Origin of the sequence: Tardiphaga sp. OK245 (genome assembly GCF_900108575.1) — a bacterium.
Classification (GTDB): Bacteria; Pseudomonadota; Alphaproteobacteria; order Rhizobiales; family Xanthobacteraceae; genus Tardiphaga; species Tardiphaga robiniae.
In genome coordinates this window covers 115,842-139,501 of sequence record NZ_FNWZ01000005.1, presented here as the reverse complement: position 1 = coordinate 139,501, position 23,660 = coordinate 115,842, and the positions used below count along the sequence as shown (strand labels likewise).

The 23,660-nt window shown below is 55.8% G+C and carries 16 protein-coding genes; 9 read left to right on the top strand and 7 right to left on the bottom strand.

The features are described 5' to 3' along the window. Positions 1–198 precede the first annotated feature (198 nt). A complete protein-coding gene (locus BLW80_RS23755) occupies positions 199–1,683 on the bottom strand; it encodes a glutamate-1-semialdehyde 2,1-aminomutase (RefSeq protein ID WP_093761117.1) in 1,485 nt (494 codons plus the stop codon). A 614-nt stretch (positions 1,684–2,297) separates the two neighbouring features. Here BLW80_RS23755 and BLW80_RS23745 point away from each other — a divergent pair. From BLW80_RS23745 to BLW80_RS23735, 3 genes are all read left to right on the top strand, one after another. Beyond that, the gene (locus tag BLW80_RS23745; RefSeq protein WP_093760298.1) at positions 2,298–2,903 is read left to right on the top strand and encodes a dTDP-4-dehydrorhamnose 3,5-epimerase family protein; all 606 of its coding nucleotides are present in this window, start codon (positions 2,298–2,300) and stop codon (positions 2,901–2,903) included. Positions 2,904–3,059: 156 nt separating this feature from the next. Continuing rightward, entirely contained in the window at positions 3,060–4,358 is a 1,299-nt protein-coding gene (locus BLW80_RS23740) for a class I SAM-dependent methyltransferase (RefSeq protein ID WP_093760296.1), read from the top strand. A gap of 41 nt (positions 4,359–4,399) precedes the next feature. Further along, positions 4,400–5,737, top strand: coding sequence for a DUF4910 domain-containing protein (locus tag BLW80_RS23735; protein WP_210185348.1), 1,338 nt, complete (start codon positions 4,400–4,402; stop codon positions 5,735–5,737). 93 nt (positions 5,738–5,830) lie between these two features. On the opposite strand, the gene BLW80_RS23730 is transcribed toward BLW80_RS23735, so the two are convergent. Both BLW80_RS23730 and BLW80_RS23725 read right to left on the bottom strand, forming a co-directional pair. Beyond that, positions 5,831–7,810 (bottom strand): HlyD family type I secretion periplasmic adaptor subunit, encoded by a 1,980-nt coding sequence (locus BLW80_RS23730; RefSeq protein ID WP_093760294.1) that lies wholly within the window; start codon positions 7,808–7,810, stop codon positions 5,831–5,833. 72 nt (positions 7,811–7,882) lie between these two features. Beyond that, complete coding sequence (locus tag BLW80_RS23725; protein WP_093761113.1) at positions 7,883–10,027, bottom strand: type I secretion system permease/ATPase; 2,145 nt, start codon at positions 10,025–10,027, stop codon at positions 7,883–7,885. A gap of 255 nt (positions 10,028–10,282) precedes the next feature. Here BLW80_RS23725 and BLW80_RS23720 point away from each other — a divergent pair, with 255 nt between their 5' ends. The 6 genes from BLW80_RS23720 to BLW80_RS23695 all read left to right on the top strand — a co-directional run bounded on the left by BLW80_RS23720 (position 10,283) and on the right by BLW80_RS23695 (position 17,365). Further along, on the top strand, positions 10,283–11,638 hold the full coding sequence (locus tag BLW80_RS23720) for a glycosyltransferase family 4 protein (RefSeq protein WP_093760292.1): 1,356 nt from the start codon (positions 10,283–10,285) through the stop codon (positions 11,636–11,638). Between the two features lies 1 nt (position 11,639). Then, on the top strand, positions 11,640–12,773 hold the full coding sequence (locus BLW80_RS23715) for a radical SAM protein (RefSeq protein ID WP_093760290.1): 1,134 nt from the start codon (positions 11,640–11,642) through the stop codon (positions 12,771–12,773). 17 nt (positions 12,774–12,790) lie between these two features. After that, positions 12,791–14,077, top strand: coding sequence for a glycosyltransferase family 4 protein (locus BLW80_RS23710; RefSeq protein ID WP_093760288.1), 1,287 nt, complete (start codon positions 12,791–12,793; stop codon positions 14,075–14,077). Beyond that, a complete protein-coding gene (locus BLW80_RS23705; RefSeq protein ID WP_093760286.1) occupies positions 14,074–15,345 on the top strand; it encodes an O-antigen ligase family protein in 1,272 nt (423 codons plus the stop codon). Before BLW80_RS23710 ends, BLW80_RS23705 begins: the two co-directional genes overlap by 4 nt. An 87-nt stretch (positions 15,346–15,432) precedes the next feature. Next, entirely contained in the window at positions 15,433–16,416 is a 984-nt protein-coding gene (gene galE / locus BLW80_RS23700) for a UDP-glucose 4-epimerase GalE (RefSeq protein ID WP_093761111.1), read from the top strand. A gap of 202 nt (positions 16,417–16,618) precedes the next feature. After that, entirely contained in the window at positions 16,619–17,365 is a 747-nt protein-coding gene (locus BLW80_RS23695) for a hypothetical protein (RefSeq protein WP_093760284.1), read from the top strand. 63 nt (positions 17,366–17,428) lie between these two features. Here the strand turns inward: BLW80_RS23695 and BLW80_RS23690 are convergent, their stop codons facing one another. From BLW80_RS23690 to BLW80_RS23675, 4 genes are all read right to left on the bottom strand, one after another. After that, positions 17,429–19,396 (bottom strand): Ig-like domain-containing protein, encoded by a 1,968-nt coding sequence (locus BLW80_RS23690; protein ID WP_093760282.1) that lies wholly within the window; start codon positions 19,394–19,396, stop codon positions 17,429–17,431. 497 nt (positions 19,397–19,893) lie between these two features. Beyond that, entirely contained in the window at positions 19,894–20,532 is a 639-nt protein-coding gene (locus tag BLW80_RS23685; RefSeq protein ID WP_093760280.1) for a hypothetical protein, read from the bottom strand. Between the two features lie 458 nt (positions 20,533–20,990). Next, complete coding sequence (locus tag BLW80_RS23680) at positions 20,991–21,974, bottom strand: glycosyltransferase family 2 protein (RefSeq protein ID WP_093760278.1); 984 nt, start codon at positions 21,972–21,974, stop codon at positions 20,991–20,993. A 146-nt stretch (positions 21,975–22,120) separates the two neighbouring features. Continuing rightward, on the bottom strand, positions 22,121–23,623 hold the full coding sequence (locus BLW80_RS23675) for a GumC domain-containing protein (RefSeq protein ID WP_139285905.1): 1,503 nt from the start codon (positions 23,621–23,623) through the stop codon (positions 22,121–22,123). Positions 23,624–23,660 lie beyond the last annotated feature (37 nt).

Sequence of the window (23,660 nt, the reverse complement as noted above, 5' to 3'; positions counted from 1 at the left end):
TTGCTCCCTTAAGCGGATCTGCAAACTATGTCTTTGATGCAGCACATCTTCGCACTTTGGCTTATCGCGCATTTGGCGTGGGCGGCACTTGTGTTGCAGAGGGAGTTGCAGAGGTCGCGGACGACCTTCTGTGGGATCGGTGGTCGCGCGGGCGACAATGTCTCGAACGCCTCACGGGGCAATCTGTAAGTTTCAACTTTATCCTATCGTGGATTCAGCACAACGTGAGTTGCGCCGATTTCCGGCTGCAGTGTTGGAGGCTCGTGGTTTGCGTCGGGGTCTAAGCAGAGTCTTGGTGATCTGAGCGCCAGTCGGCGCGGTCGTCCCGCTGCTTGTTCTATCGCCATATCGATTGAACACGGGGCGGACGGGTCGGCCGATCAGATATGTGTCAATGCCGTCCTCGAGCGCTTTGCGATACACGTGGAGCGCTTGATCAACCGCATCGATCGTTTGATCGATATCGTCGTCGGAATGAGAATAGCTCGTCACCAGCGAAGGCGCGATAATTCCGTGGCGGCAAAGTTCTTGCAAGAACAAGGTGCGGTATGGCTGCGACGGTATCCCGTCTCCATCGCAGCAACTGTATACGAGATTGGACGGGCGCCCGGCCAGCTTGAATAATTGGCTCAAGCCATGGCGTGCCGCTGCGGCATCCACGCCGGCTTTCAATCGATCGCCATGACGTTCCAATGTCTCAATCACGGCTTCTTCACGATAGACTTTCATCACAGCGAGCGCGGCAGCAAGTGCATGCGTTTCAGCGCCATGTGTCGTGGACAGCAAAAAGACGCGTTCTTTGTCGTGATCGCGGCCGCCCTGCATCATAATCTCGCGCTTGCCCGCCAGCGCCGAAATGGCAAAGCCATTTCCAAGGGCCTTGCCGAAAGTGCTCAAATCCGGCGTTACCTTGTAGAAGTTCTGCGCCGTACGCGTCGGCCATCGAAATCCCGTGATCATCTCATCGAGGATCAGAAGCGTTCCGTTGCTCGTGCAGAGCTGGCGAATTCCCTCCAAGAAGCCTTCGGTTGGCGCAACATCCTTTTCGGCCTCTAGAATGATGGCGGCAATCCTGCCCGGATAGAGCGCAAACAGCACTGCCACCGATGTCAGATCATTGTAGCGGAACGTCAATGTGAGGTCTTTTGTCTCTTCAGGAATGCCGGCGGGCATCTGCGACGTGCCGATCGCCCAGTCATCATAGGAGTAGAACGGATGGTCGGAGCAGAGCGCAACAATGTCCCGTCCTGTGTAAGCTCGCGCGAGGCGGATTGCAGCCGTGGTCGCCGTAGATCCGTCCTTGGTGAATTTTACCATCTCGGCGCCTGGAATGACCTCCAGCAGGCTTTCCGCGCACTCGACTTCGAGTGGCGACGGTCGGGTAAAATTCGACCCATGTTGTAACTCAGCCGCCGCAGCTTCAATAACGGGGGGGAAGGCATGCCCCAACCCGACGGAGCGAAGCCCCATGCCATATTCGATGAATTCCGTCCCCTCGGTGTCCCACACGTGGCAGCCTAGTCCTTTGGCAATGAAGGCTGGCGCGGAAACTGGGAACTGGTCGTCGCCCTTCGCATAAGTGTGGGCTCCGCCGGGGATTGCTGCGTGTGCTCGGATCCGCAATTGCTCGCGAACGGACGCGTCAGTGGATGAAACTCCATTCTCAAAAATGCTGTCGGGCATGACGGTAACCTCTATCGACGCGACAATACAAAAGTATCCAATGATAATTTGTCGCAGCCAGATCGGGGAGGAAACTTGCGCGTCGTCAAGTCCGAACACGTTTTCGACGAAATTAACGAGCGATCGCTGATGGGTCATAGCGAGCACGACGCTGTATAAGACCCGCTTAAGCTGGTCTGGAAGGGGGGCCGCTGCGGAGACCGACCGATGTTCACGTTGCGGCGTTGGGCGCGCGACCATGATGGTCTTCGACTATTGAGCATTGTCATGTTCAGGCGAGTTGAGAGAGTTAGCATCCATACTGCTCACGACGATCAGATGTGGATGACGCATATGGATAAGCTGAACTCACAAAATCTCTTGGCTGACACCGTGATCTCGAAGGGCGAGCGCCGGAGGCTCGATTGGCCAACGGCCGTTGTCTTGCTGGCAACCGGGGCAACCATCGCCTGGATCTATGTGCTGGGCAGGGCATGCGTTACGGCTATCCAATTTGCTATCTTATAGGACGGTTAGTCATCCGCGTGTTTGCACCACAAAGCGGAGCTCTCGACGCGTATAGCTGTCGTGTGCCGTTCCAAGTGGGTATGAAACTATCTTATTCGCAGGCCTAAATGATCCTTACTGAGACAGATCTGGCAGGCGCTTTCGTCATTGACGTCGAGCGACACGAGGATAGACGTGGATACTTCTCGCGTGTGTTCTGTGTTGAAGAGCTGTCCGCTCGCGGGCTGGAAACCTCAATCCGGCAAGCGAACCTGAGTTATAACTGCAAGGCAGGAACGCTAAGAGGATTGCATTTCCAATATCCGCCGTACGCAGAAGAGAAATATGTTCGCTGTGTCAGGGGCGCCGTTTTGGATGTCATCGTGGATCTTCGTCCTGAATCCAATACCTACTTGAGGCATGTTTCCGTCGAAATTTCCGCCGAAAATGGTCGCGGGCTTTATATTCCGAAGCGGTTCGCGCACGGTTTCATCACCCTGGCTGATGATACCGAACTTCTTTACTTCATGAGCACGTCTCACATGGCCGGCGGCGAGGGAGGCATCGGATATCAGGATCCGGTCCTCGGCATCAGCTGGCCGGCTGTTTCGGTAATCTCCGAGCGGGATGAGGCCTGGGCGCCTCTCAAAGGCCGCGAAGCGGAAATGCGGGCGCGTATGTCTACGCCTGCGAGCAGCGAATTGGCGCACAGTCTCATTCCGATGGCCGACTAACATCGAGAAAACGATTGCCGCAACGCGCGCGCCAATCCGCAATCCCATCCGTCAAATAAAGTAGTTGTGATAACTTGACAGAGGTCAAGTGAACGGGTGCGCAGACAAATACGGTTCCGGTGCGAGATAACGCGAACGCGCATCAGGAGCGTACCCATGTTGAATCAAGAAGTCGCTGTGCAGTCCTTCAATTCGGCGGCGACACCGTCGTCGCATTCGGATGAAACATGTAGCTGCAGATTCTGTAGCGCTCCTCTGGAGAACGTGTTTCTCGATCTTGGGATGTCTCCTCTCGCAAACTCCTATCTGAAGAAGGATGACAATGGAGAAAAGGAGAAATTCTTCCCGCTGAAGGCCTATGTATGCAGCGAGTGCTTTCTTGTTCAGCTGGAAGAGTGGGAAAGCCCGGAGAATATCTTCGGCGATTACGCGTATTTCTCGTCATACAGCGAATCATGGCTTCAGCATGCCAAGAAGTATGTCGACAACGTCATCACTCGCTTTGGCCTCGGTCCAGATACGAGCGTCGTCGAGATCGCAAGCAATGATGGATATCTCCTGCAGTACTTTGTCGAGCATGAGATCCCAGTCCTCGGAATCGAGCCGGCGCAGAATGTTGCTGCGGTCGCCAGAGCGCGCGGTATTCCCACGCGCGTCGATTTTTTCGGTGAGCGGTCAGCCAAGACGCTTCGCCGCGAGGGGCTGCGTGCCAATCTTCTGATTGGAAACAACGTGCTGGCGCATGTGCCAAACCTGAATGATTTTGTCGGCGGGATCAGCATTCTCCTCGATGATCGTGGCGTGGCAACAATGGAATTCCCGCACCTCATGCGGCTTTTTGACGAGTGCCAGATTGATACGATTTATCATGAGCACTTCTCCTACTTCTCGTTTCTGACCGTTGAGAAGATCTTCGCATCCCACAGTATGACGTTGTTCGATGTTGAAGAGCTATCGACCCACGGCGGTTCGCTTCGGATCTATGCACAGCACACTGGTCGCGGACGTCATGCGATGTCGAGCCGGGTGTCAGCGTTGCGAGAAAAAGAGATCGCAGCGGGGTTCGCCAATCTGGAGCATTATCAGGCCTTCGAGGAGCGCGCCCTGGAGACGAAGCGGAAGCTGATCGAATTTCTGGAAACAGCAAAACGTGAAGGTAAACGGGTCGTCGGATATGGAGCGCCGGCCAAGGGAAACACTCTGCTGAATTACTGCGGTGTCAGCCCCGACCTCATCGAGTACACGGTCGATAGGAACCCACATAAGCAGGGGCATTTATTGCCCGGAACGCACATCCCAATCTATGAGCCGGAAAGGATAGGGGTGACAAAGCCGGACTATATCCTGATCCTGCCTTGGAATCTGCAACAGGAAATCATCAGCCAGCTGTCATTTGCCCGCAGTTGGGGAGCAAAATTTATTGTTCCTATTCCGGAGCCCGTTGTCATCGCGTGACGATCAAAGCATCAGAATAGAGAGTGGAATGAGACCAGGCGATGCATGATATTGTTCGGAAGGTGGTGTCGGGTCGACTCGAGAGGGGCGCTGCGACGACGGAGTTGTCGGCCGATCGCAGTGGCCAGGCCATGCATGACTTCATTGCAGATCTCTATCCGATATGCAGGAGCATTACCGGCGAGGGAGTTCGCGAAACCCTTCATCATATTCAGAAATATGTTCCGCTTACCACTTGTGAGGTGCCGTCCGGTTTGAAAGTGTTCGACTGGACGGTGCCATCTGAGTGGAATATCCGCGATGCTTACATCAAGAACAGCGCGGGAGAGCGCATCGTAGATTTCCGAGCGTGCAATCTTCATGTGGTTAGTTACAGCGTGCCTGTTCATGTGCGCCTTAATCTTGAAGAACTGAAGAAGCACCTCTTTTCAGATCCAGATCATCCGGACGTCATTCCCTATCGCACGTCGTATTATCACGCCGCCTGGGGATTTTGCGTCACACATGCGCAGTTGTTGGCGCTCAAAGAAGACGAGTACGAGGTTTGTATCGACTCGATGCTTGAACCCGGGCATCTCACATATGGCGACTTGCGGCTGCTGGGAAGTTCATCAGAAGAAGTCCTCATATCTTGCCACCTGTGTCATCCTTCTCTTTGTAATGACAATCTGTCCGGAATTGCCGTGGCGACAGCACTCGCCCAGTATTTGCGCAACATGGATCTACGCTACTCTTATCGATTTGTGTTTATCCCAGGCACGATCGGATCGATCACTTGGTTGGCGTTGAATCAGGCGCATCTCAGCCGGATCAAGCATGGCTTCGTTTTGACGTGTGTGGGCGACGCTGGGAGCCCGACATACAAATTAAGCCGCCAAAGCAATGCCGAAATCGATCGTGCGTGGACCTATGTATTGAAGCAAGGTGGCGAGCCCCACACAATTCAGCCTTTCTCACCATTTGGCTATGACGAGCGACAATACTGCTCGCCTGGCATCAATCTCCCGGTCGGCTCGTTCATGAGGACACCGCACGGGAAATTCCCTGAGTACCACACATCGGCCGACAATCTGTCATTCGTGAAACCAGCGGCTCTGCGCGATTCATTGGACAGGGCGATCGCGGCGATCGATGTGATTGAGAATAATCGAAAATATATCAATCAGAAGCCGATGTGTGAGCCGAAGCTCGGTGACTACGGTCTTTACAGCACCATTGGCGGGCGTTCTGCTGGTGAGTACCAGTTGGCGTTGCTATGGATTCTGAATATGTCGGACGGTGCAACCTCTCTGCTCGATATCGCCGAACGCTCAAGCCTGCCCTGGGGGACCCTCAAGGAGGCGGCTTCTGCATTGCAGTCCGCCGGCCTGGTGCGCTGAAGGGGCAGCGTTTGCCCCGCGCAAGCGAGTTAGCGCGGTATATGCTGGGTTCCGAGCTGTGTAGAGTACGGCGGTCGTAATTAAATCATGGTGCTACCGCTCGCGCAGACTTTCTTGTTTGTAGCGCAGCAGCGGGGACATGATGTAGCTGATAATCCGACGTGATCCGATGTTGATCTCAGCGGTGACAGCCATGCCGGCCGAAAGATCTACGGTTCTATTTTCTACATCCATCTGTTTGCGATCCACCGATATGCGTGCGGAGTATACGAGCTCCTGACCGGTCGGTTCGCTGCTGGCAGTGTCTGTAGCAGATGAAGAATCGACGCCCCGGGCAGGCGGCTTGTTGCGGGTGATGGCATCCTTCGAGATGCTCAGAATCTTGCCACTCAGAAGGCCGTAGCGCGTGAAATTGAACGTATCGACCTTGATAGCCACGTCTTGGCCTGGTTCAACAAACCCGATGTCCCTGTTGGAAATATTGGCTTCGATTTCTAGGCGGCTGCCCTCCGGGACAATCAGCATGAGCGTTTGGGCAGGAGTGGCGACCCCGCCAACAGTGTGAACGGCCAGTTGCTGGACGGTACCGTCGATAGGAGCCGTCAAGGTCTGTAGCGCGGTGCGGCGCTCCGCCTTGATGACGTCCTGCGTGAGCCCCGCGACCTTCTGTTCCGCCTTGGCCAATTCCTCGAAGAGCGACCTTTCATATTCTGCGACGGCCTTTGTTCGCATTTCGACTAACACCGCAATTGCAGCCTCCGCTTCGCTATGGCGGCTGTCCTGTACGGTCAGCTCCTGGCGTTGGGTAACCAAGTCCTGCAATTCGGTGAGATAATTGATCTTCGAGCCCAGGCCCTTCTGAAACAGCTGCTCCCGGATTTCGACCCTTTGCTGCAAGGGATTCAAGACGGCGCGTAATTTCTCGCTCAATGCCTTGGAAGTTGCTCGTTCGGCCTCCTTTTGCGCAATCTGGCCATTGATGGTAGCGAGTTTGGCAGCTTGCTCGGCGGTCTGGCTGATAAGAAAGCGCCGGTGCATCTCAACGAGGGCCAAGGACGCATGGTCCGGCGGGGCAAAGGCAGTCAGGGGATTCTGCGCTTTATTCAAAGCCGCCTTCAGCCGTGCCACGTCAAGCTCCGACCCAAGGAGGTCACTTTTGAGGTGGCCAAGTTCTGCGGTGCTCATCGTGGCATCGAACGCGATCAAAGGATCGCCGCTCCGCACGGCCTGGCCGTCCGTGACGCTGATCGCTCGAATGACGCCGGCTTCGAGAGGCTGGATTGATTTCGTGCGTCCGCTCGGGACGAATTTCCCCGGTGCGGTGGCCACAATATCGACGGTGCCGAATGTTGCCCAGATGAGCGCAAATGTGAAGATGGAAGCAATAGTATACGCAACCGCGCGCCCGATTGGAGACGGAGGGGTTTCCACGATTTCGAGGGCAGCGGGCAAAAATGCCAGTTCATGAACTTGAGACGCCTGATCCCTTGGCTTCAGGCTGGCCACAGCGCTACCGAATTTTCGAGCTTGACTGGACACTGCGGCGGCGCCCCGTCGTGCAGTGACCAGAGCCGCGACCTGGCCCGGGGGGCTATGCGACGCGGCCTGGTCGAGCCGGCGTGGCTTCTGGAGGATTCGTGTCAGCAGCTTGCGAATCCTCAGGGTCGATGCGGATACTGGAGACAACCTTTGGATCAGAAGGAGGCGTCCGTCCCAGAGTGAGGTGAATTGTGCCTCACTCAGAACGCTTGGACGAGATGCACCAGCATGGAGAACGACGACCTTCTCGCCGGCGACGCTGCCGACAATCGAGAAACTGCCATTGCGAAGAGGAATGATGCCCGGCAGCGCATATTTGGGAAGGTCAATCCACCTTGTCTCGATACATCGTGCGGACAGCTCGGCCTTCCGTGCGTAAGCTAGGATGCTTGCAACATCGATGGGACCGTTGTTGCTGATGCTACGCAGCAGGGCAACGTCGACCTCTAATCCGGCCAGGCGTAACAGCATCTCCAGGGCAAAGAAGCCAGGATCGTCGCTGCTGTGCGAGGATGTGGTCTCAAGTACGGTCAAACCGCGTCTCTCGTTCTTGGGAAAATTCGAATCCCGAGTACAGAATAATCTGGCAATGCGTCGAGACAGGGATCAAGCCGGGTCATGAAACCCCGCCTGTAAACGATAAAGCTTGGCATAGCGCCCGCCGGCTTTTATGAGCTCCTGATGGGTGCCGTCCTCGACCAGCCGTCCATTCTCGATCGTAATGATGCGATCGGCCATGCGGAGGGCGGAAAGGCGATGAGCAATAATGAATACTGTACGCCCCTTGGCGATCTGCGCCATATTCTTTTGGACAATCCGTTCGCTTTCGTAGTCGAGCGCGCTTGTAGCCTCATCGAAGATTAGAATACGGGGATCAGTTATGAGCGCGCGCGCGATGGCGACGCGTTGGCGCTGGCCGCCCGACAATGTGTTGCCCCGCTCGCCGACGACAGTATCGTAGCCTTCCGGAAGCTCGATGATAAAGTCATGGGCGCCCGCGAGAGCGGCAGCTTCGACAACTTTTCCCGCAGGTGTCGCTGGATCAACCAAAGCGATGTTTTCGCGAATGGAGGCGTTAAGCAGAACACTATCCTGCAGGACAACGCCAATCTGTCGACGAAGCCAACTTGGATCGACCTGTGCGATGTCGACGCCGTCGACCAGCACCCGGCCTGTTTCGGGGACATAGAGGCGCTGAACCAGTTTCGCGAGCGTGCTCTTGCCCGACCCGGATGGGCCAACCACTCCAATAACCTGTCCAGCAGGACAATGGATGTTGATGTTGTAGAGGATTTCCGGTCCATCGATGCGATAACGGAACGTTACATGTTCAAAGCGGACGTCCCCTCTGATGGCCGCAAGCGACATCCGACTGGGCATATAGGCTGGCTCTGGAGCGGTATTCAGGATGTCACCAAGCCGGGCAACCGAGAGGCGTGTTTGCTGAAAGTCCTGCCAGAGTTGGGCCAGTCTGAGAATTGGTGCGTTGACACGGCCCGCGAGTAGATTGAAGGCCACCAGTTCGCCAACGGTCAGGTCACCACTGATGACCAGTTTGGCGCCAAAGTATAGAATCAGCGCACTCACGATTTTGCTAATGAACTGAATGAACTGGCTGGTGAAATTGCCCAGACTGAGGACGCGAAAGCTGGCAGACACATAGGCTGCCAGCTGTTCCTCCCAGCGCCGCTGCATCTGGGGCTCGACCGCCATTGCTTTCAATGTCTCGATGGCAGTGACACTTTCGACCAGAAATGCCTGGTTCTCGGCACCGCGCCTGAATTTTTCATCGAGCCGGTACTGGAATAGCGGCGTCGCAACCGCAGAGATGACGACATAAATGGGAAACGCGGCGACGACGATCCAGGTGAGTAGGGGCGAATAGACAAACAGAACGCCAATGAAGATGATCGTGAAGAACAGGTCGATGGCAACGGTCAAAGACGAACTGGTGAGAAAAGTCCGGATGTTCTCCAGCTCACGGACGCGCGCCACGGAGTCGCCGACGCGCCGGGTCTGGAAATAGCCGATCGGAAGCGCCAGTAGATGTCGGAACAACCGGGCGCCAAGCTCTACGTCGATGCGGTTGGTGGTGTGAGACAGGAGATAGGTCCGAAGAATCGAAAGGACGGTCTCGAACAAAGCGATGGCAATCAGGCCAATCGCGAGCACGTCGAGGGTGCTCATACTGCGATGAACAAGAACCTTGTCGACCACAACCTGGAAAAAGAGCGGAGAGACCAGCGCAAATAGCTGGAGAAAGAACGAAGCAAGGAGAACTTCGCTCAACAGCCAGCGGTACTTGTAGATTGCCGCGATGAACCAGGTGAGGTCGAACCGCCGAGCCAGATCTGAAAGGGTTGCCCGTTTCGTCATCAAGAGAAGCGGGCCGTCCCATACGGTTGTCAGCTCGGATGGCGTCATCATTGTCGGCTGCGATCGACCCGGCTGCAGGACAATGACCCTCTCGGGCTCGACCTTGCCGAGCAGGAGGAACTGACCGTCCTTGAGAAGCGCCAGGGCCGGCATTGGCACCTTGGACAGCCGCACCCAACTGCTGCGCACAATGCGCGCCTTTAGGCCGAGATCCTTGGCGCAACGGAGCATCTCAGCCACGCCGATGAGCTTGTGGCCGAACTGATGTCGAATGCGCTCCGGGTCAATGCTCAGCCCCTGAAATCTGAGCATCATGACGAGAGCTATAAGACCGCCGTCAGGCTTTGCTGCTGTTGGCTCGAGGTGCTCTTCCATTGGTCCCCTCGCGCCGCGCGGCACCGTGCTGCTACCATGTCGCGCTCGAGCCGCAGTAATGATCCGGTCCAATTCTGGCGCCGAAATAGAGGAGAAGTTCAGGCAGATGTCGTTGAGAGAGACTCTATTGCGCTGCGCTAAGCGGAGTTGACGCCCGTCAATATCACTGTCGTACCTACGCATACGCTTCGTTCATGGGTCGTTTGAGAGACGTCTGAGAGATGGCTTCAACCCATAAAGACGAGGTCATTACGCATGCCCGCCAGTAGCGCGTTCCGCAACGAGAACATCATGATGCTAAGGCCGTCGCAGGCCGAACGTAGCGCGGACGGGGGCACCGATATTCAACGGCCGACACTGAGTTGCGCTGCGGATCAGGTCGAAAAGATCCTTGTCGCGAATAAATTCTTCTTCCGGAATGGCGGCTCAGAGGCCGTTATGTTCGACGAAATGGACTGGATGAAGGGGCGAGGCATCGACGTCATGGAGTTCTCCATGCGCGACAGTCGCAATCGCCCGTCGAAATACGAATCTTACTTCGTTTCCGAGAAGAGCTACACGGCGGGGTCGAGAAGCAGCAAAATAAAAGCCGCGATCTCCTTCGTTCGGTCTCAGGAAGCCGTAAGTAATATTTCCGCGCTCATACGCGACGAGAATCCCAACCTTTTACATTGCCACAACATCTACCATCAGCTGACGCCGTCGATCATCAATGCCGCTGCGCGGCTTCATACGCCAGTCGTCCTGACGCTGCACGACTACAAGCCGGTTTGCCCGGTCTACACGCAACTGTCGAATGGCGCAGTCTGCACAGACTGCACCAGCGGACGTTTCGAATCGATTTTGCGTAAACGATGTGCGGACGGGTCGCTGGGGCGAAGTGCGTTACTTTGGGCGGAAGCGCGCTATCACGCGGTGGCGCAAAGTTATCAACGTGTCAGTCAATTCATCGCGCCCAGTCGATTCATGCGTGATGCCGTCGCACGCCGGTTTGGAGACGCGAAAGTCACGCATATTCCCAATGGTATCGACGCCTCTGCGATCCAGGTATCTCGTGAAGATGGCGGCTATGTCCTCTATCTCGGGCGACTCTCGTCGGAAAAAGGTGTGGCCACCCTGCTGAAAGCGCATGCCGCAGACAGTGCCACTTGGCGGCTTGTGGTGGCCGGGACCGGGCCTCTGTTATCTGAGCTCCGGACGCAATTTCCAGACGCCGAGTTCAAGGGACATCTGGCTGGTGCAGATCTGACGAGTGTCATTCGCGGAGCCGCCGTCGTTGTGGTGCCTTCGGAGTGGCACGAAAACAGCCCGCTCTCGATCCTGGAGGCGATGGCGCACGGAAAAACCGTTCTTGCATCGCGAATTGGTGGAATTCCCGAGTTGGTCAGAGACGGATTGAGCGGGCTGCTGTTTGCCTCGAAGGACGTTCACGACCTATCGAGCAAAATTCGACTGCTACTCGCGGACCGTGACCTCCGTGGGCGGCTTGGTGCTGAGGCCAGGAAGGTCGTCGAAGCCGAATACTCGCTTCAAGCCCATGGGGCGGCGCTGCTCGCGCTCTACCAAAGCGTCGTGAATCCCCTGAAGGAACAGAACAGAGTCGGAGTATAAAATGGATCTCACTATCATTTCGACGTTCCGCTGCAATTCCAAGTGCCAGATGTGCTATATTTGGCAGAACCCGACCGATCCGCGGGAAGAGATATCACTCGAGACATTGTCGAAACTGCCGCCTGGCTTCGACAACCTCAATGTGTCGGGTGGCGAGCCAACACTTCGCAAAGATCTCGCCGAGATCGCGGACCTACTTTATCCGAAAGCGCGGGTCCTCGAGATTTCGTCGAATGGCCTGCATCCCGAGCGCCTGGTTCCGATTATCAAGAAGTATCCGAACATCAAGGTTCGTTTCTCCGTCGAAGGTGACCAAGTAACGAGCGATACGATTCGAGGTGAGAAGGGCGGCTATGCGACGAAGGTCGCCGGCCTCCGGATGTTGAAGGAGGCGGGCGGCACGGATCTTGGCTTTGCGATGGTGATCCAGGACGAGAATGTCGATCAGCTGGTCGATGTCTACGAATTCGCCCGCAAGGAAGGCTACGAACTCGCAACCTCGACGCTCCATAACGCCTGGCAGTTCTACAAGAACGACAACTATTTTTATGATCGACGCAGCGTCGCGCGCAAGGTCGAGGGGCTCGTCGAGGCGCTGTTGAAAAGCAACAAGCCGAAGAACTGGTTCCGGGCCTATCTGAATCTCGGTTTGATCGAGAAGATTCTCGGTCACGACAGGCTCATTCCCTGCAGCGCCGGAAAGGATTTTGCGTTCATCGATCCGTGGTCGGATGTCTGGGCTTGCAACGTGCGGTCCGATCTTCCGATGGGGAATCTTGCAAAGCAGTCGTGGGATGAGATCGCCAACAGCGACACCGCCCGGAAAACGCTCGGCAAGGTCGCTGGATGCGCACAGAACTGCTGGATGGTGACCACCGCACGGACAGCGATGCGGTCCCGCATCGTGCCGCAACTGCCAAAGCAGGAGCCATTGATGTGGGTTCTGAAAAACAAAGCCAAGGTGTCGATGGGCAAGAAGATCTGCTTCGACAGCTATATCGATTATTCGGATGCGCGGCCGTCGCCGCATGTCGAGCGACCGTCGTTCCTGGACAAGACCGTCAAGGCCAAGCTGGTCAAGGGGCGCATAACAACTGACCAACATTACCCACTGAAGTCATTCATCAACAACTAAGAGCGGGGAGTGGCGCCATGGGTAAGGGAGAGGTCTACACGTTCGGGTTTCGTGGCTTTCCGGACGTTCAGGGCGGGATCGAGAACCATGTCGAGAATCTCGCACCGAGGCTTGCGAAGCTCGGACAGGGTGTAACGGCCTGCGTGCGATCGCCATATGTGGGCGCGCAAGAAGGCGATGCTTGGCGCGGAGTGAGTATCCTTCGTCTCTGGACTGTTCGCAGTGTGTATCTCGAGACGTTGCTGCACTCGCTGATCTGTGCGCTCGTCGCCGGGATTAAGCGACCGAGCGTCGTGCATATCCACGGAATCGGCCCGGCGATCGTGACGCCGTTGCTGCGATTATTCGGCTTGCGCGTGGTCGTGACGCATCATGGCGAGGACTACAATCGAGAGAAATGGGGCTGGGCTGCGCGGACGATTCTGCGGACCGGCGAGGCATTCGGAATGAGATACGCGCATAAGCGGATAGCTGTCAGTCGCAGCATCGGTCAGCTCATCGAGGAGAAGTATAAAAAGACGTGCGATGTCATACCAAATGGGGTCGTATTTTCCGAGCTTCCGCTGAACACAGACAAGATCAACGCGCTGGGTCTCGAAGCGGGGCGGTATGTCTTGACGGTTGGGCGGCTGGTCCCCGAGAAGCGGCAGATCGATCTCTTGCGGGCGTTCGAGGGACTGAAATCGGATGGATGGAAGCTCGTTATCGTTGGGCGGATCGATCACAAGAACGAATACGCAGATCGGCTTGTGATCGAGGCGCAAGGCCAGGACAACGTTGTGATGGCCGGATACCAAAGCGGCGAGACGTTGCGTCAGCTCTATGCGCATGCGGGACTTTTCGTATTGCCGTCGTCGCATGAAGGACTACCAATCGTCCTACTCGAAGCCTTGAGTTATGGGCTTCCGGTGTTGGTTAGTGACATTCCGTCAAACTGCGAAGTTGTGGCGGACCCAGCCAATATCTTTCCGGTTGGCGATTGCGAAGAACTCAGATCGAAGATGGCTGCTCTCACTGCGGTCCGGATGGGAGCGGCGGAGCGCGAGACGATTCGACGCGAGAGTACGCGCCGTTATGACTGGAATGATATCGCTTCGAAGACGCTCGAAATTTATGATGCCGTGATGGGGGCGTCCCACCCGGACAGATCGACAACGCGTCCGCAGAAGGACAAGGATGACCTCATCGTCAGACCTCCAATTGGGCGCCGGCAGAAGCGACGACCATCGATGGTGGTGTCGGAGGTTGCGGTGATGAGGGCAAAGGCTGAAGAAGCGATCACCGATATGAGTGGCCGTCGATGAGCGAATTTGCGATCGAAGGCCGACCCACTGTTGCGGTACCGAAATCGTCCTACTTCTCGACGTTCTGCATCGGCTTGTTGATCGTCAATCTTTGCGCATTTCTTTATCACTTTCTGGGAGCGCAAGTCTTCAATGCCGTGGGAAACGCCGTCAGCCTCGCGATTATCGCATATTCAATTCAGATCATTATGCAGTCGAAGCGGGAAGAGGGGGCGGCGAAGGGATATCTGCTCGTCGCGCTGGTGACGACGACGTTAAGTGTCATCTACAATCTGCAGGTTGCGTCGATGACGGATGCTCTCAAATATCTGTCAATCTATGTGTTCTATGCTGCGGGACGCGCAACCGGTGGCAAGATGAAGCCGATCGAGTTGCGCTGCATTGTTGCGCTCGGCATTGTGCCGATACTTTTCTTGCTGACCAAAGGGAGCAGCAAGGTTTACGAAAATGAGAGCTTTGCGAGTGAAGTCTTCTCGTATTTTCCGAACGCGAATACCGGTGTTCTGTATTTTTCTGCGCTTCTGTTTGCGGTAACGCAGCTCTACGGCAACCGGGTCATTCTGTTCCAGTTCATCAATGCTATCGTCATGAACAAGCTGGGGGCAGCCGTCGCGACAGCAGTGGCATCCTGCTTGTGGATCGTCATGCCGATCCGGAGCAGTTCTATTGTTGCTCTTATTGCCGTTGGTGTAGGCGGTGCTGTCGCGCTGTCGGTTGGCGCCCTCGATCGCGGAATTGCGACGTTCGACAACTTGATGCTGGTATTCAGCATGGATCCGAGTGCGATTGCGTCAATGTCCTACAAGCAGCTTGTCACCATGACAGGTTCCACAGATCTTTCGGCATTCTTTCGTCTGATACATTGGACGGATATCTGGAATGTGTATTCGAGCCAGGGGACCGGCGTTTTTCTCTTCGGTTACGGATCGGGGCAAACGGCGCTTGTCACCTATGCCGCGCTCGTTGCGCATAACGACTATCTGCGCATTCTGGTAGAGTACGGTTTGATCAATCTCGCCATCTTCGCTCCATTTCTGATCCACGTTTACCGATCGCTCCCGGTTGGAGCGACGCGAGTTCTGTTTGTCGTTCTCTGTATCTATTTCTTCTCGGAGAACCTTCTCGATAATTTTACATCGATGGCCCTGTACTTTGCCTATGCGGGCCGGGCGTCGGTGATGCATGGAAGCCGTTCCGGCGCGCAGGTGAGCGTAAGAAAGAGGGCGCGATACATCAGTCGGGAGACCGACGAAGAAGAATTTGTCTAGCTGGCCCGAGATGTCGAACCGAGAAGATTGTAACGGCTGTGCGTGGTGGTCCGTATGTGAGGCCGAGCGCTGCGTGTGGGGTGGATGATGAGTGAGACGCCGAATGTCGTGGTTGTGGGCGGCGCTGGGTATATAGGGTCGCATTGCTGCAAGGGTCTTGCAGAAGCCGGCTATCGTCCAATTTGCTATGACAATCTGTCGACGGGACATCGATCATCGGTCAAGTGGGGCCCGTTGATCAAAGGCGATATTCACGATCAGCGATACCTGGCGGAGATGATTGAGAAATATCGCGCCGTCGCGGTGTTTCATTTCGCCGCCTCGAGCCTCGTCGGCGAGTCCGTCAGTGATCCGGAGAAATATTACAGAAATAATGTTGAGGGCACGGTGAGTCTGTTGCGTGCCATGCGCGATGCGTCGTGCAAGACATTGGTATTCTCGAGCAGCGGCGCCGTCTATGGATGCGTCGATAAGGATTTGATTGAAGAGAGTGAAGTCCTGCAGCCGATCAACCCATATGGGAGAACCAAGCGGATCGTCGAGGACATGTTGGCGGATTTCGGTGAAGCCTATGGTCTGGCTACGATCTGCCTGCGATACTTTAACGCGAGTGGTGCGGATATTGGCGGAGAGCTTGGCGAAGACCATTCCCCCGAGACGCATCTAATCCCGCGCGCTATTCTGGCGACGCAGGGCAAGCTGGATGATTTTGCGATTTTCGGAGACGACTATGCGACTCCCGATGGCACAGCCATACGTGACTATATTCACGTTACGGATCTGGCGCAGGCTCATGTCCTTGCGTTGAAGCATCTTCGCGCGGGTGGAGTCGGTGGATGCTTCAATCTGGGAACGGGAAGGGGATACTCCGTCAAGGAGATTATCGGTCAAATTCGGCGTGAGACGAATAGGGAGACGCCATTCGTCATCAAGCCTCGGCGGAATGGCGATCCGCCGATTCTGGTTGCAAATCCGGGGCGCGCCAAGGCAGTTCTGGGCTTCCAGCCCAGGTATTCTGACCTTTCGACCATCGTCGGCTCTGCATGGAAGTGGCATCAGCGAGCGACCTGAGAGAGACGCGGTATGCGATGCGCTCTCACGCAGTCATAGGCTGTCGGTTTGCCGTTATTATTCGGCTATCCAAATCGCACCGGATTGAACACTGGTGGCGCCGGCGTGCGAACATGCTAAAGGGAAGCGGTACGTAGACTCTGGACGCCGGTTCGTGCGCACACCGACTGGCAATCTGTTTAGCCTGAGATAGCCGGCGCCAATGACCATTGTTGAAGCAGAAGCTGCCGCCTCGCAGATCGCAGCAGGCTTGCTCGATCGGATCATAGATGATGCTCAGGTTAGCCTGAGCGTCGCCGATGCACCCTACCCCAGCTTGTTGCCGGAATTCGCGAGAAATCCGATCGCCATGGCACATGATAAGCTCAGGGAAATTGTAGAAACGTTATTGCAATTTGAGACGGTCTGCGAAGATGCATGGGAGTTTCAGAGAATCGCGAGCGGTCTGACGCAGGCAGAGGAGGCCAGCCGCCCGTATCAGCGTCTGAGATTCGTGCATTCCCATTTGGAGTATCTGTGCACCTCGTTCGACGAAGCGGTTATGCGTTTTGGGGTCTGTTATAACGCTGGGCTCGAATTGCTATCTGCCGATGAAAAGCCGGTCGATGTTGGGTCGTTGACGCCGGGTATCCGCTCCAATTTGCAGGCGGCGCATGGTGAGACGTTGCCAAATGCGGGGCCGTGGTATACGGCTTCACCGAAATCGGCCGAATTTCCGTTTCTCAATACGCTACGGATCGCAAGTCGCTGGCCAGATGAGTGGCCATCTTTCGCGGAATTCTATGCTGAAGCCGATAAGGCGCTGACTCGTGAAATCCAGCGCTGTTGCGAGGAGATGCGAGCGAGATCCACGAGTATTGTTCTCGCCCATGGACCGGCTGTTCTTGAATTAGTTGGTCGACACAACACGATCGTTAGAAATTTCCAGTCGCAAAATCACACTCCGTGAGGAGTGAGAAAAAGCTCCTCAAGGGGCGCGCGTCTGGAGCGGCGCCCCCTAAGATTGATGTTGTCAGGTGTGCTGCTGCGATTGCGCTAACGTCTGTGAGAGAGTGGTGAGGGAGTCGGCCGCGCTCGCCAGGGGGCTGGTCCCGTAATCTGAATTGACAGCACTTGTTGCGGAATATTGATTGATAAGGTCGACGGCACGTGATGCCTGAGCCAGACTGGCCTGTGACGCGGATGTTATCGGCTGCTTGGCCACCAAACTCACATTGTCATAAAGTGCGCCCAAGCCGTCGCCGCCTTGGCCTGCGACCTCACGAATGGTCAGACGGTCAGACCCACCTGTGCCGGTCACCGTAAAATTATAGGTCTGCCAGCTATTTCCTGGTGGTACGCGCGCGACCACGGTGTCGTTCCAGAGAATTTCCATGGAGCAGGTTGCCCCCGTAAAGCCAGGCCGACTGCGCGCGTCGAGTGAGAGGTCGTAACTCTGGCCCTGGATAGTCAACACGTTTTGGTAGAGCCCGTCATCGGCGCCGAGATAATCGAGCTCTCCAAAGTTCACGCCATTGGTCGCTTTTACGCCGTTCAAATTGTTCCAAAGTTCGATCGTGCCACCGCGGACGGCCGACCATCCCGGAATCGTACTGAATCCGGCAAACCAGCTGGATTTCACGGCTGATGCCTCGAACGATCCGTTGACCAAAAGATTCTCACCAGTGACCGGGGGTGTAGAAGTCCCGCCTCCATCGACTCTGACGTTGAGCGGCGATGACGCTGTACTTGAGTTGCCGGCGACATCGGTGGCCGTAGCTGAAAAAGTGTGAGTGGCCGTCGACAGTGGCCCCGTTACCAAACTCCATGATCCCTGCGAATCGGTCCTCACGGTCCCGATCTGGGTCGCCCCATCGAACACCTTGACGGCGCTGCCAGCCTCCGCTGTGCCGGTCAGCTTAATGACAGCCGCGTCGGTCTTGCCGTCTCCGACGACGCCCGTGTCGGGAGAGAACGAGAGAAGCTTCGGTGCAGTGGGGGCAATCGTATCGACCTGAACAGTGAGGGTTGTCGATGCGGTGCTCGTATTTCCTGAGGCACTGATGGCCTTTGCGGTGAAGCTGTGCGACGTGCTGGTAAGCTGCGCCGTCGTAAACGTCCATGCACCGGACGCATCAGCCTTGGTGGTCCCGAGAAGCTGGGATCCGTCAAAGACGTTGACAGCGAGTCCCGCCTGAGCGGTCCCCGTCAACTTCAAGACAGATGCGTTCGTAATGCCGTCGCCGACGACGCCACTGTCGGCGCTGAAGAGCGTGATGGTAGGCTTTGGAACTTCCGTAACCACTCCTTCAAGCGGTGGTGGCAGGTCTGCCTGAAATTGAGATGTCGTTGAGGAATAGAACCCGAGCGTGGTCCACTGAGTCGACAGCTCGACCCAGTTGCTCATGCCTGCCCCGGGATTATTGGTCATTCCGTTGGCGTAGCCGACCGAAGGGGTGCGCCACCAATCGGCGCCAACATTGGCGATCAGTTGCAGATTGGGATCGCTGACCTTCATATCCATCTGCACATAGACGGCATCAACCGCCCCCGCTGCATAGATACCGCGCGCGCTGGGCCAGAAATGGTCGTTGTATCCAGTCGGGGGGGCGGCCATTGTCGCGCTCCCCGCGGCCTGGGACCCGATCTTCATGGCGATCGCCGAGTTACCGCTGAAATCGGCAACGAAATGCGCGCCCGCAATCTGGTTATTGGCCTGGTTCTGAACCAGAACCCACTCACCTGTGGCCTTCAGGTGCACATAAGTCTTGGCGTTGGCGACATCGATGGTAGCATTTGGATTCGAATACGCCGGGGCGCCAGCCTTCTGATAGACTTGCCCCCATCCAGTTACCGACGTGAAGTCGGATGGCGGACCGCTATAGCCAATTGGCCTATACAAACCGTTGTACCATGCGTAGCTCGCCGGCACGCCAACTGGTTTACCCTCACTATAACCGATCGTGTTCTGAGCTATGATATCCGAAACAGAAATTGCCATCCTATGTCCCCGGTTGTCGCTGCTTGGTGCGCCCGATTTCAAAAGAAATACCTGTGAAGAGCATCCATCTCGGCCAAGAAGATGGGATTTTGACTGTTTCGAGATTGTGCCCGTACGAAACATGCGGGCGACGCGAAACTGGAGTTTTGCCGAGTGCCCACCGAACTTGCATCTGTCCTGGATGTCGGCCGATGAGGATTGATGTGACGAAGGCTCTTGTCGTTTGAAACGATTCGTAGCTTATGCGTAGTAGTTGTGCAGTCGCCAATAAATCGTGCATTGACGAATCAACAATAGTGTAGCGAACCGTGGCAACACATTTTGTTTTCAATGTGTTCGTGTTGCACCGCGTAATGGGCAGCAGCAGCGATACGCTGATCGAGTAGTAGCTAACTACATAATACATTTAGAGAACGCATCTGCTATTGAATGCGAACGTCAGTGTAATCGCGGCACTGTGTCGCGGCGTGCAGTTTCCAGTACGCCTTTCAAGATAGCTATTGCGGTTGGGTTTCGCGACTGAGGGAACAAGGTATCCTCGCGATGTCGCGCCGCTTCGTTTTCGTAGGCATGTAGGGTGGCCGCGTGGATAGTAAGGGAGGCGGTGGGTCGGCCCACAGGTCGTCGTTGCTGGTTGAGTAGAAGCGTAGCGTCGACCACTGCGTCGAAAGGGTGAGCCAGTTGCTCATTCCGGCTCCGGGATTGTTTCCGAAGCCGTCTTCGAATGCGGCTGTTGCGTTGCGCCACCAATCGGCCCCGACGTTAGCGACGACGTTCAGTGCGGGATCAGCCGATCGCATATCCATTTGTACGTAGACCCCGTCAACGCTAGAGGCCGGATAGGTGCCGCGCGTAACGAGCCAGAAATGGCTGTTGTAGCCGGGCGGTGGCGCGCCAATCATCGCGGCGCCGCCTGGGCTTTGACGAATCTCCATCCGGATCGCCGCATTCTTGGAAAAGTCGGAGACGAAATGCGCACCGGCGATCTGTATGCGCGCCTGACTTTGGACCAATACCCAACCATTCCGTCCTTTGAGGTGGACATAGGTGCGTGAATTGGCGACCTCAATGACCGGATCGAGTGTGGAATATTCGGCTGCGCCTATTGCGGGATAGATTTGCCCCCAGCCGGTCACAGCGGTGAAGTCCGGTGGAGGCGCACGGTTGTTAGGCGGCCTGTAAGATCCACCACACCAGGCAAACGTCTTCGGGACGCCTGCAGGATACTGATCGCTGTAACCCGGAGTGTTTTGAACCGTAGCGTCCACTAGTGGTGTATCAATTGTGACCTCTCGCTCCGGTTTGAATCGCGGTATTCCAATTCGTCGTGGAGCCAGGCCCGCTGAATAGGCTGCCAGCCGATAAGGCTGCGCCAGAGCGGCGCGCGGCGTCGCGATCGTGAGGAGTTGCGTTGAATCAGATGCTGGAGGGGAGGAACCGTCAAAAGCGTTGGCGCTAACATTGAATGCAAGCAGAAGCGTTCCAGCAGCCGCAGTCACCGATTTTCGCTGATATCCAGAAGAATGTTGAGTGCTATTCTGGCCTCGAAAAAATGCCGTCCATGGGTGAAACGGCTGGCGACAAGCAGGCATTTTCACACCAACTGCTCTGACGCGCCCCGACGTCGCTGGCGCAGATAGTCTGCAATGAAAGGAGGGCAGAGGACGAGTGCGAAGAAACGTAAGCCGACTTTTGGTCCGGCGGATGTCAGATAACTGCGGAATTTCCAAAGTAAGGTGATAAATCGGTCCATCTTCCCGCCGCTTGATCGATAATCGGAGAGAACGGTCAAGCCTCGTTGTGCAAAACACCGACGGGCATTGAGCTGCAGCAGACGCTGTTGCTCGGGGTCTCCGACATACTTCACGGCAAGGTCAGAAATCATTTCCTCCATATGCCGTCCGTCCAATAGCAGCTCCTCCGGACTCAATCGGGACGTCTCGGAGTTGCCATGATAGGAGAAGGTCGCGCACGGCTCGTTTACCAGCCCAGCTTCGCCTAGAAATAGAAGTGGTGCCCAGGCTGCGATATCAGCCATATGAGGACACTCCAGAGGAAATCCTCCATTTGCCCGAACGCAATCGGCACGCAGCAGAACGCTGCACATCGTGACAGTAATGTTATTCTGCAGGAACTCATCCAATACCGCCGTTCCTGGCCAGATTCCCGTCGACAACTTTCGGCTCCCGCGAGCCGCGAACGTCTTACCAACAGCTTCAGAATGCAAATTGCTCAGCGTAACGACTATCGGCAGGCCGGGTCGTTTACGGACAACGTCGATAGATTTCTGAATCATAAATGGCGACACACGATCGTCGTCGGAGAGAAAAACGACGTAATCGCCCTTTGCATCAGCGAGACAAGCATTCCAATTCGGCAGTAGTCCAATATTGCTCTGCTGCTGGACAATACGAAGCCTCTCGTCTGAAAACTCGTTCAGCACCTCGTGCGTTGTGTCCGTTGATGCATTGTTGGAGACCAGAACTTCGAAATTGTCGTAAGTCTGAGCGAGCGCCGACTTGATGCAATGGCGCAGATGCCTCGCGCGATTAAATGTCGGAATGGCGATTGTGACCATTGGCGACTGAGGGCGCGGTGATCCTGCGTCTAAACGAGACGGGTCCGAATGAACGTCATCATTATCAAAACAGAGTTGATCCATAATCCGTCCATGTATACTCAGTTTTAAAACACAGTGACAAATTAGTCACGCAATAGCGCAACTCATTCAGCCGCTTGTGCGGCTTTCAACGCTGCCTTGTACTCGCGAACCGATCGGATGCCGATTTCGTTCATTGCGAGCTCGCGCTCTTCAAGCTCGTACTGATCTTGGCGCAGGCGGCTCAATTCCTTCATGATGATGATGGCGGATCCCGCAATCACGCCTCCAAACAGTGCCAGCAGGACAAAGTGAAATCTCTGCGGAAAGATCGGCCGGAGAGGGCGATCGGCAGCTTGGATTACACGCACGCTCGACAACTGAGTTTTCTTGGCGATGTCGAGATTGATCTTTTCCTCGATGACTCGTGCGCCGTAGTGATCGGCGGCCGTGGAGGCACGGACCAACGCGCGCTTGAGCTGGTCATACTGGGATTCCTTGGACGACAATGACGCTAGCTCGGCATTCACATGTTCGAGCTCGTCAGCAAGGAGGCTCTCAAGCTTCATGGATCCGTTCAGATCGGTGTTGACCTTGAAGAGAGTGGCGACGGCGTCCTGATACACTTTGATCAGCAACAATGGAGGGGTTTCCTCAAAGTTCTGAGGTGTCCCGGCAGCATTTGGTGTAACTGGATAATCACGCGCACCCAGGCTATTGACGATACCAGTGACCGTTTTCGATTGTTGAACCGGCTTCAGTATCAGGAGCTGATCAACGATGGACTGCTTTTGGCCCTTTCGATCCTGGATCTGCGCACGGGTCGTTGAGATTAACGTACTCAGCTCGTTTGCCCGCTTGAGGAGCAGTGCGCGTTGCTCCGCGACAGAGTATATCGCCGCTCCGACCGAGAAATTCTGGAGTTCGGTCGCCGACTTTTCAGCTTCCAACTGCAGCCGTCTCGTCTGATCTTCAAAGAAGATATCGGCGCCAGGTGTCTGGACGAGATCGGCCTGAACCGCGACGAGGGCATTTGCCAGTTCAGTTAAAAAGCGTGTGGCAACAGCAGCGTCGGGATAGCGAAAGGAAATGCGCAGTAGGTCTGACCGCCCCTCCTGCTTGGCGGTAATCAGATCACGGAGCGAAGCGACCAGTGTCGCCTCTTTACTTGGCGCCTGATCGCTGGCCTCGTTCGTGTCAGCTGGCTTCGACCAACTCGCTAATGCATCGGCTATGCTCTTCGGCAGCAGCGGCGAAAGATTGATAGACCCGATCGTCTTGCTCATAGACGCCATTAGACTGTTGTCTCGGCCTTTGTTGAAGCGATCAAAGCCGGTGCTGGACGCTGCTTCCCGGACAACGTGGTCAGTCGTAACAAGTCGAGCGAGCGAATCGATTCGGATAGACAGGTCGGCGCCCTCGGCGAACGGATTCACGCTTGCGCCTGACGACCGGTCTTTGATGCCCTGGCCGACACGCAGCAGAGTGTAGGACTCATATCTTTCACCGATCGTTGCGTAGGCCATGAGGGTCAGCAGTGAGACGACAACGATAGAGCCGACGATAATGCCCTTTTGGCGCCAAATGCTTGGCAAGAGGACTCCGAGGAGCTGACCGTATCGTGTCATGTGCATTCTCCGAATTCAGGACGACGCGACGGCCTCT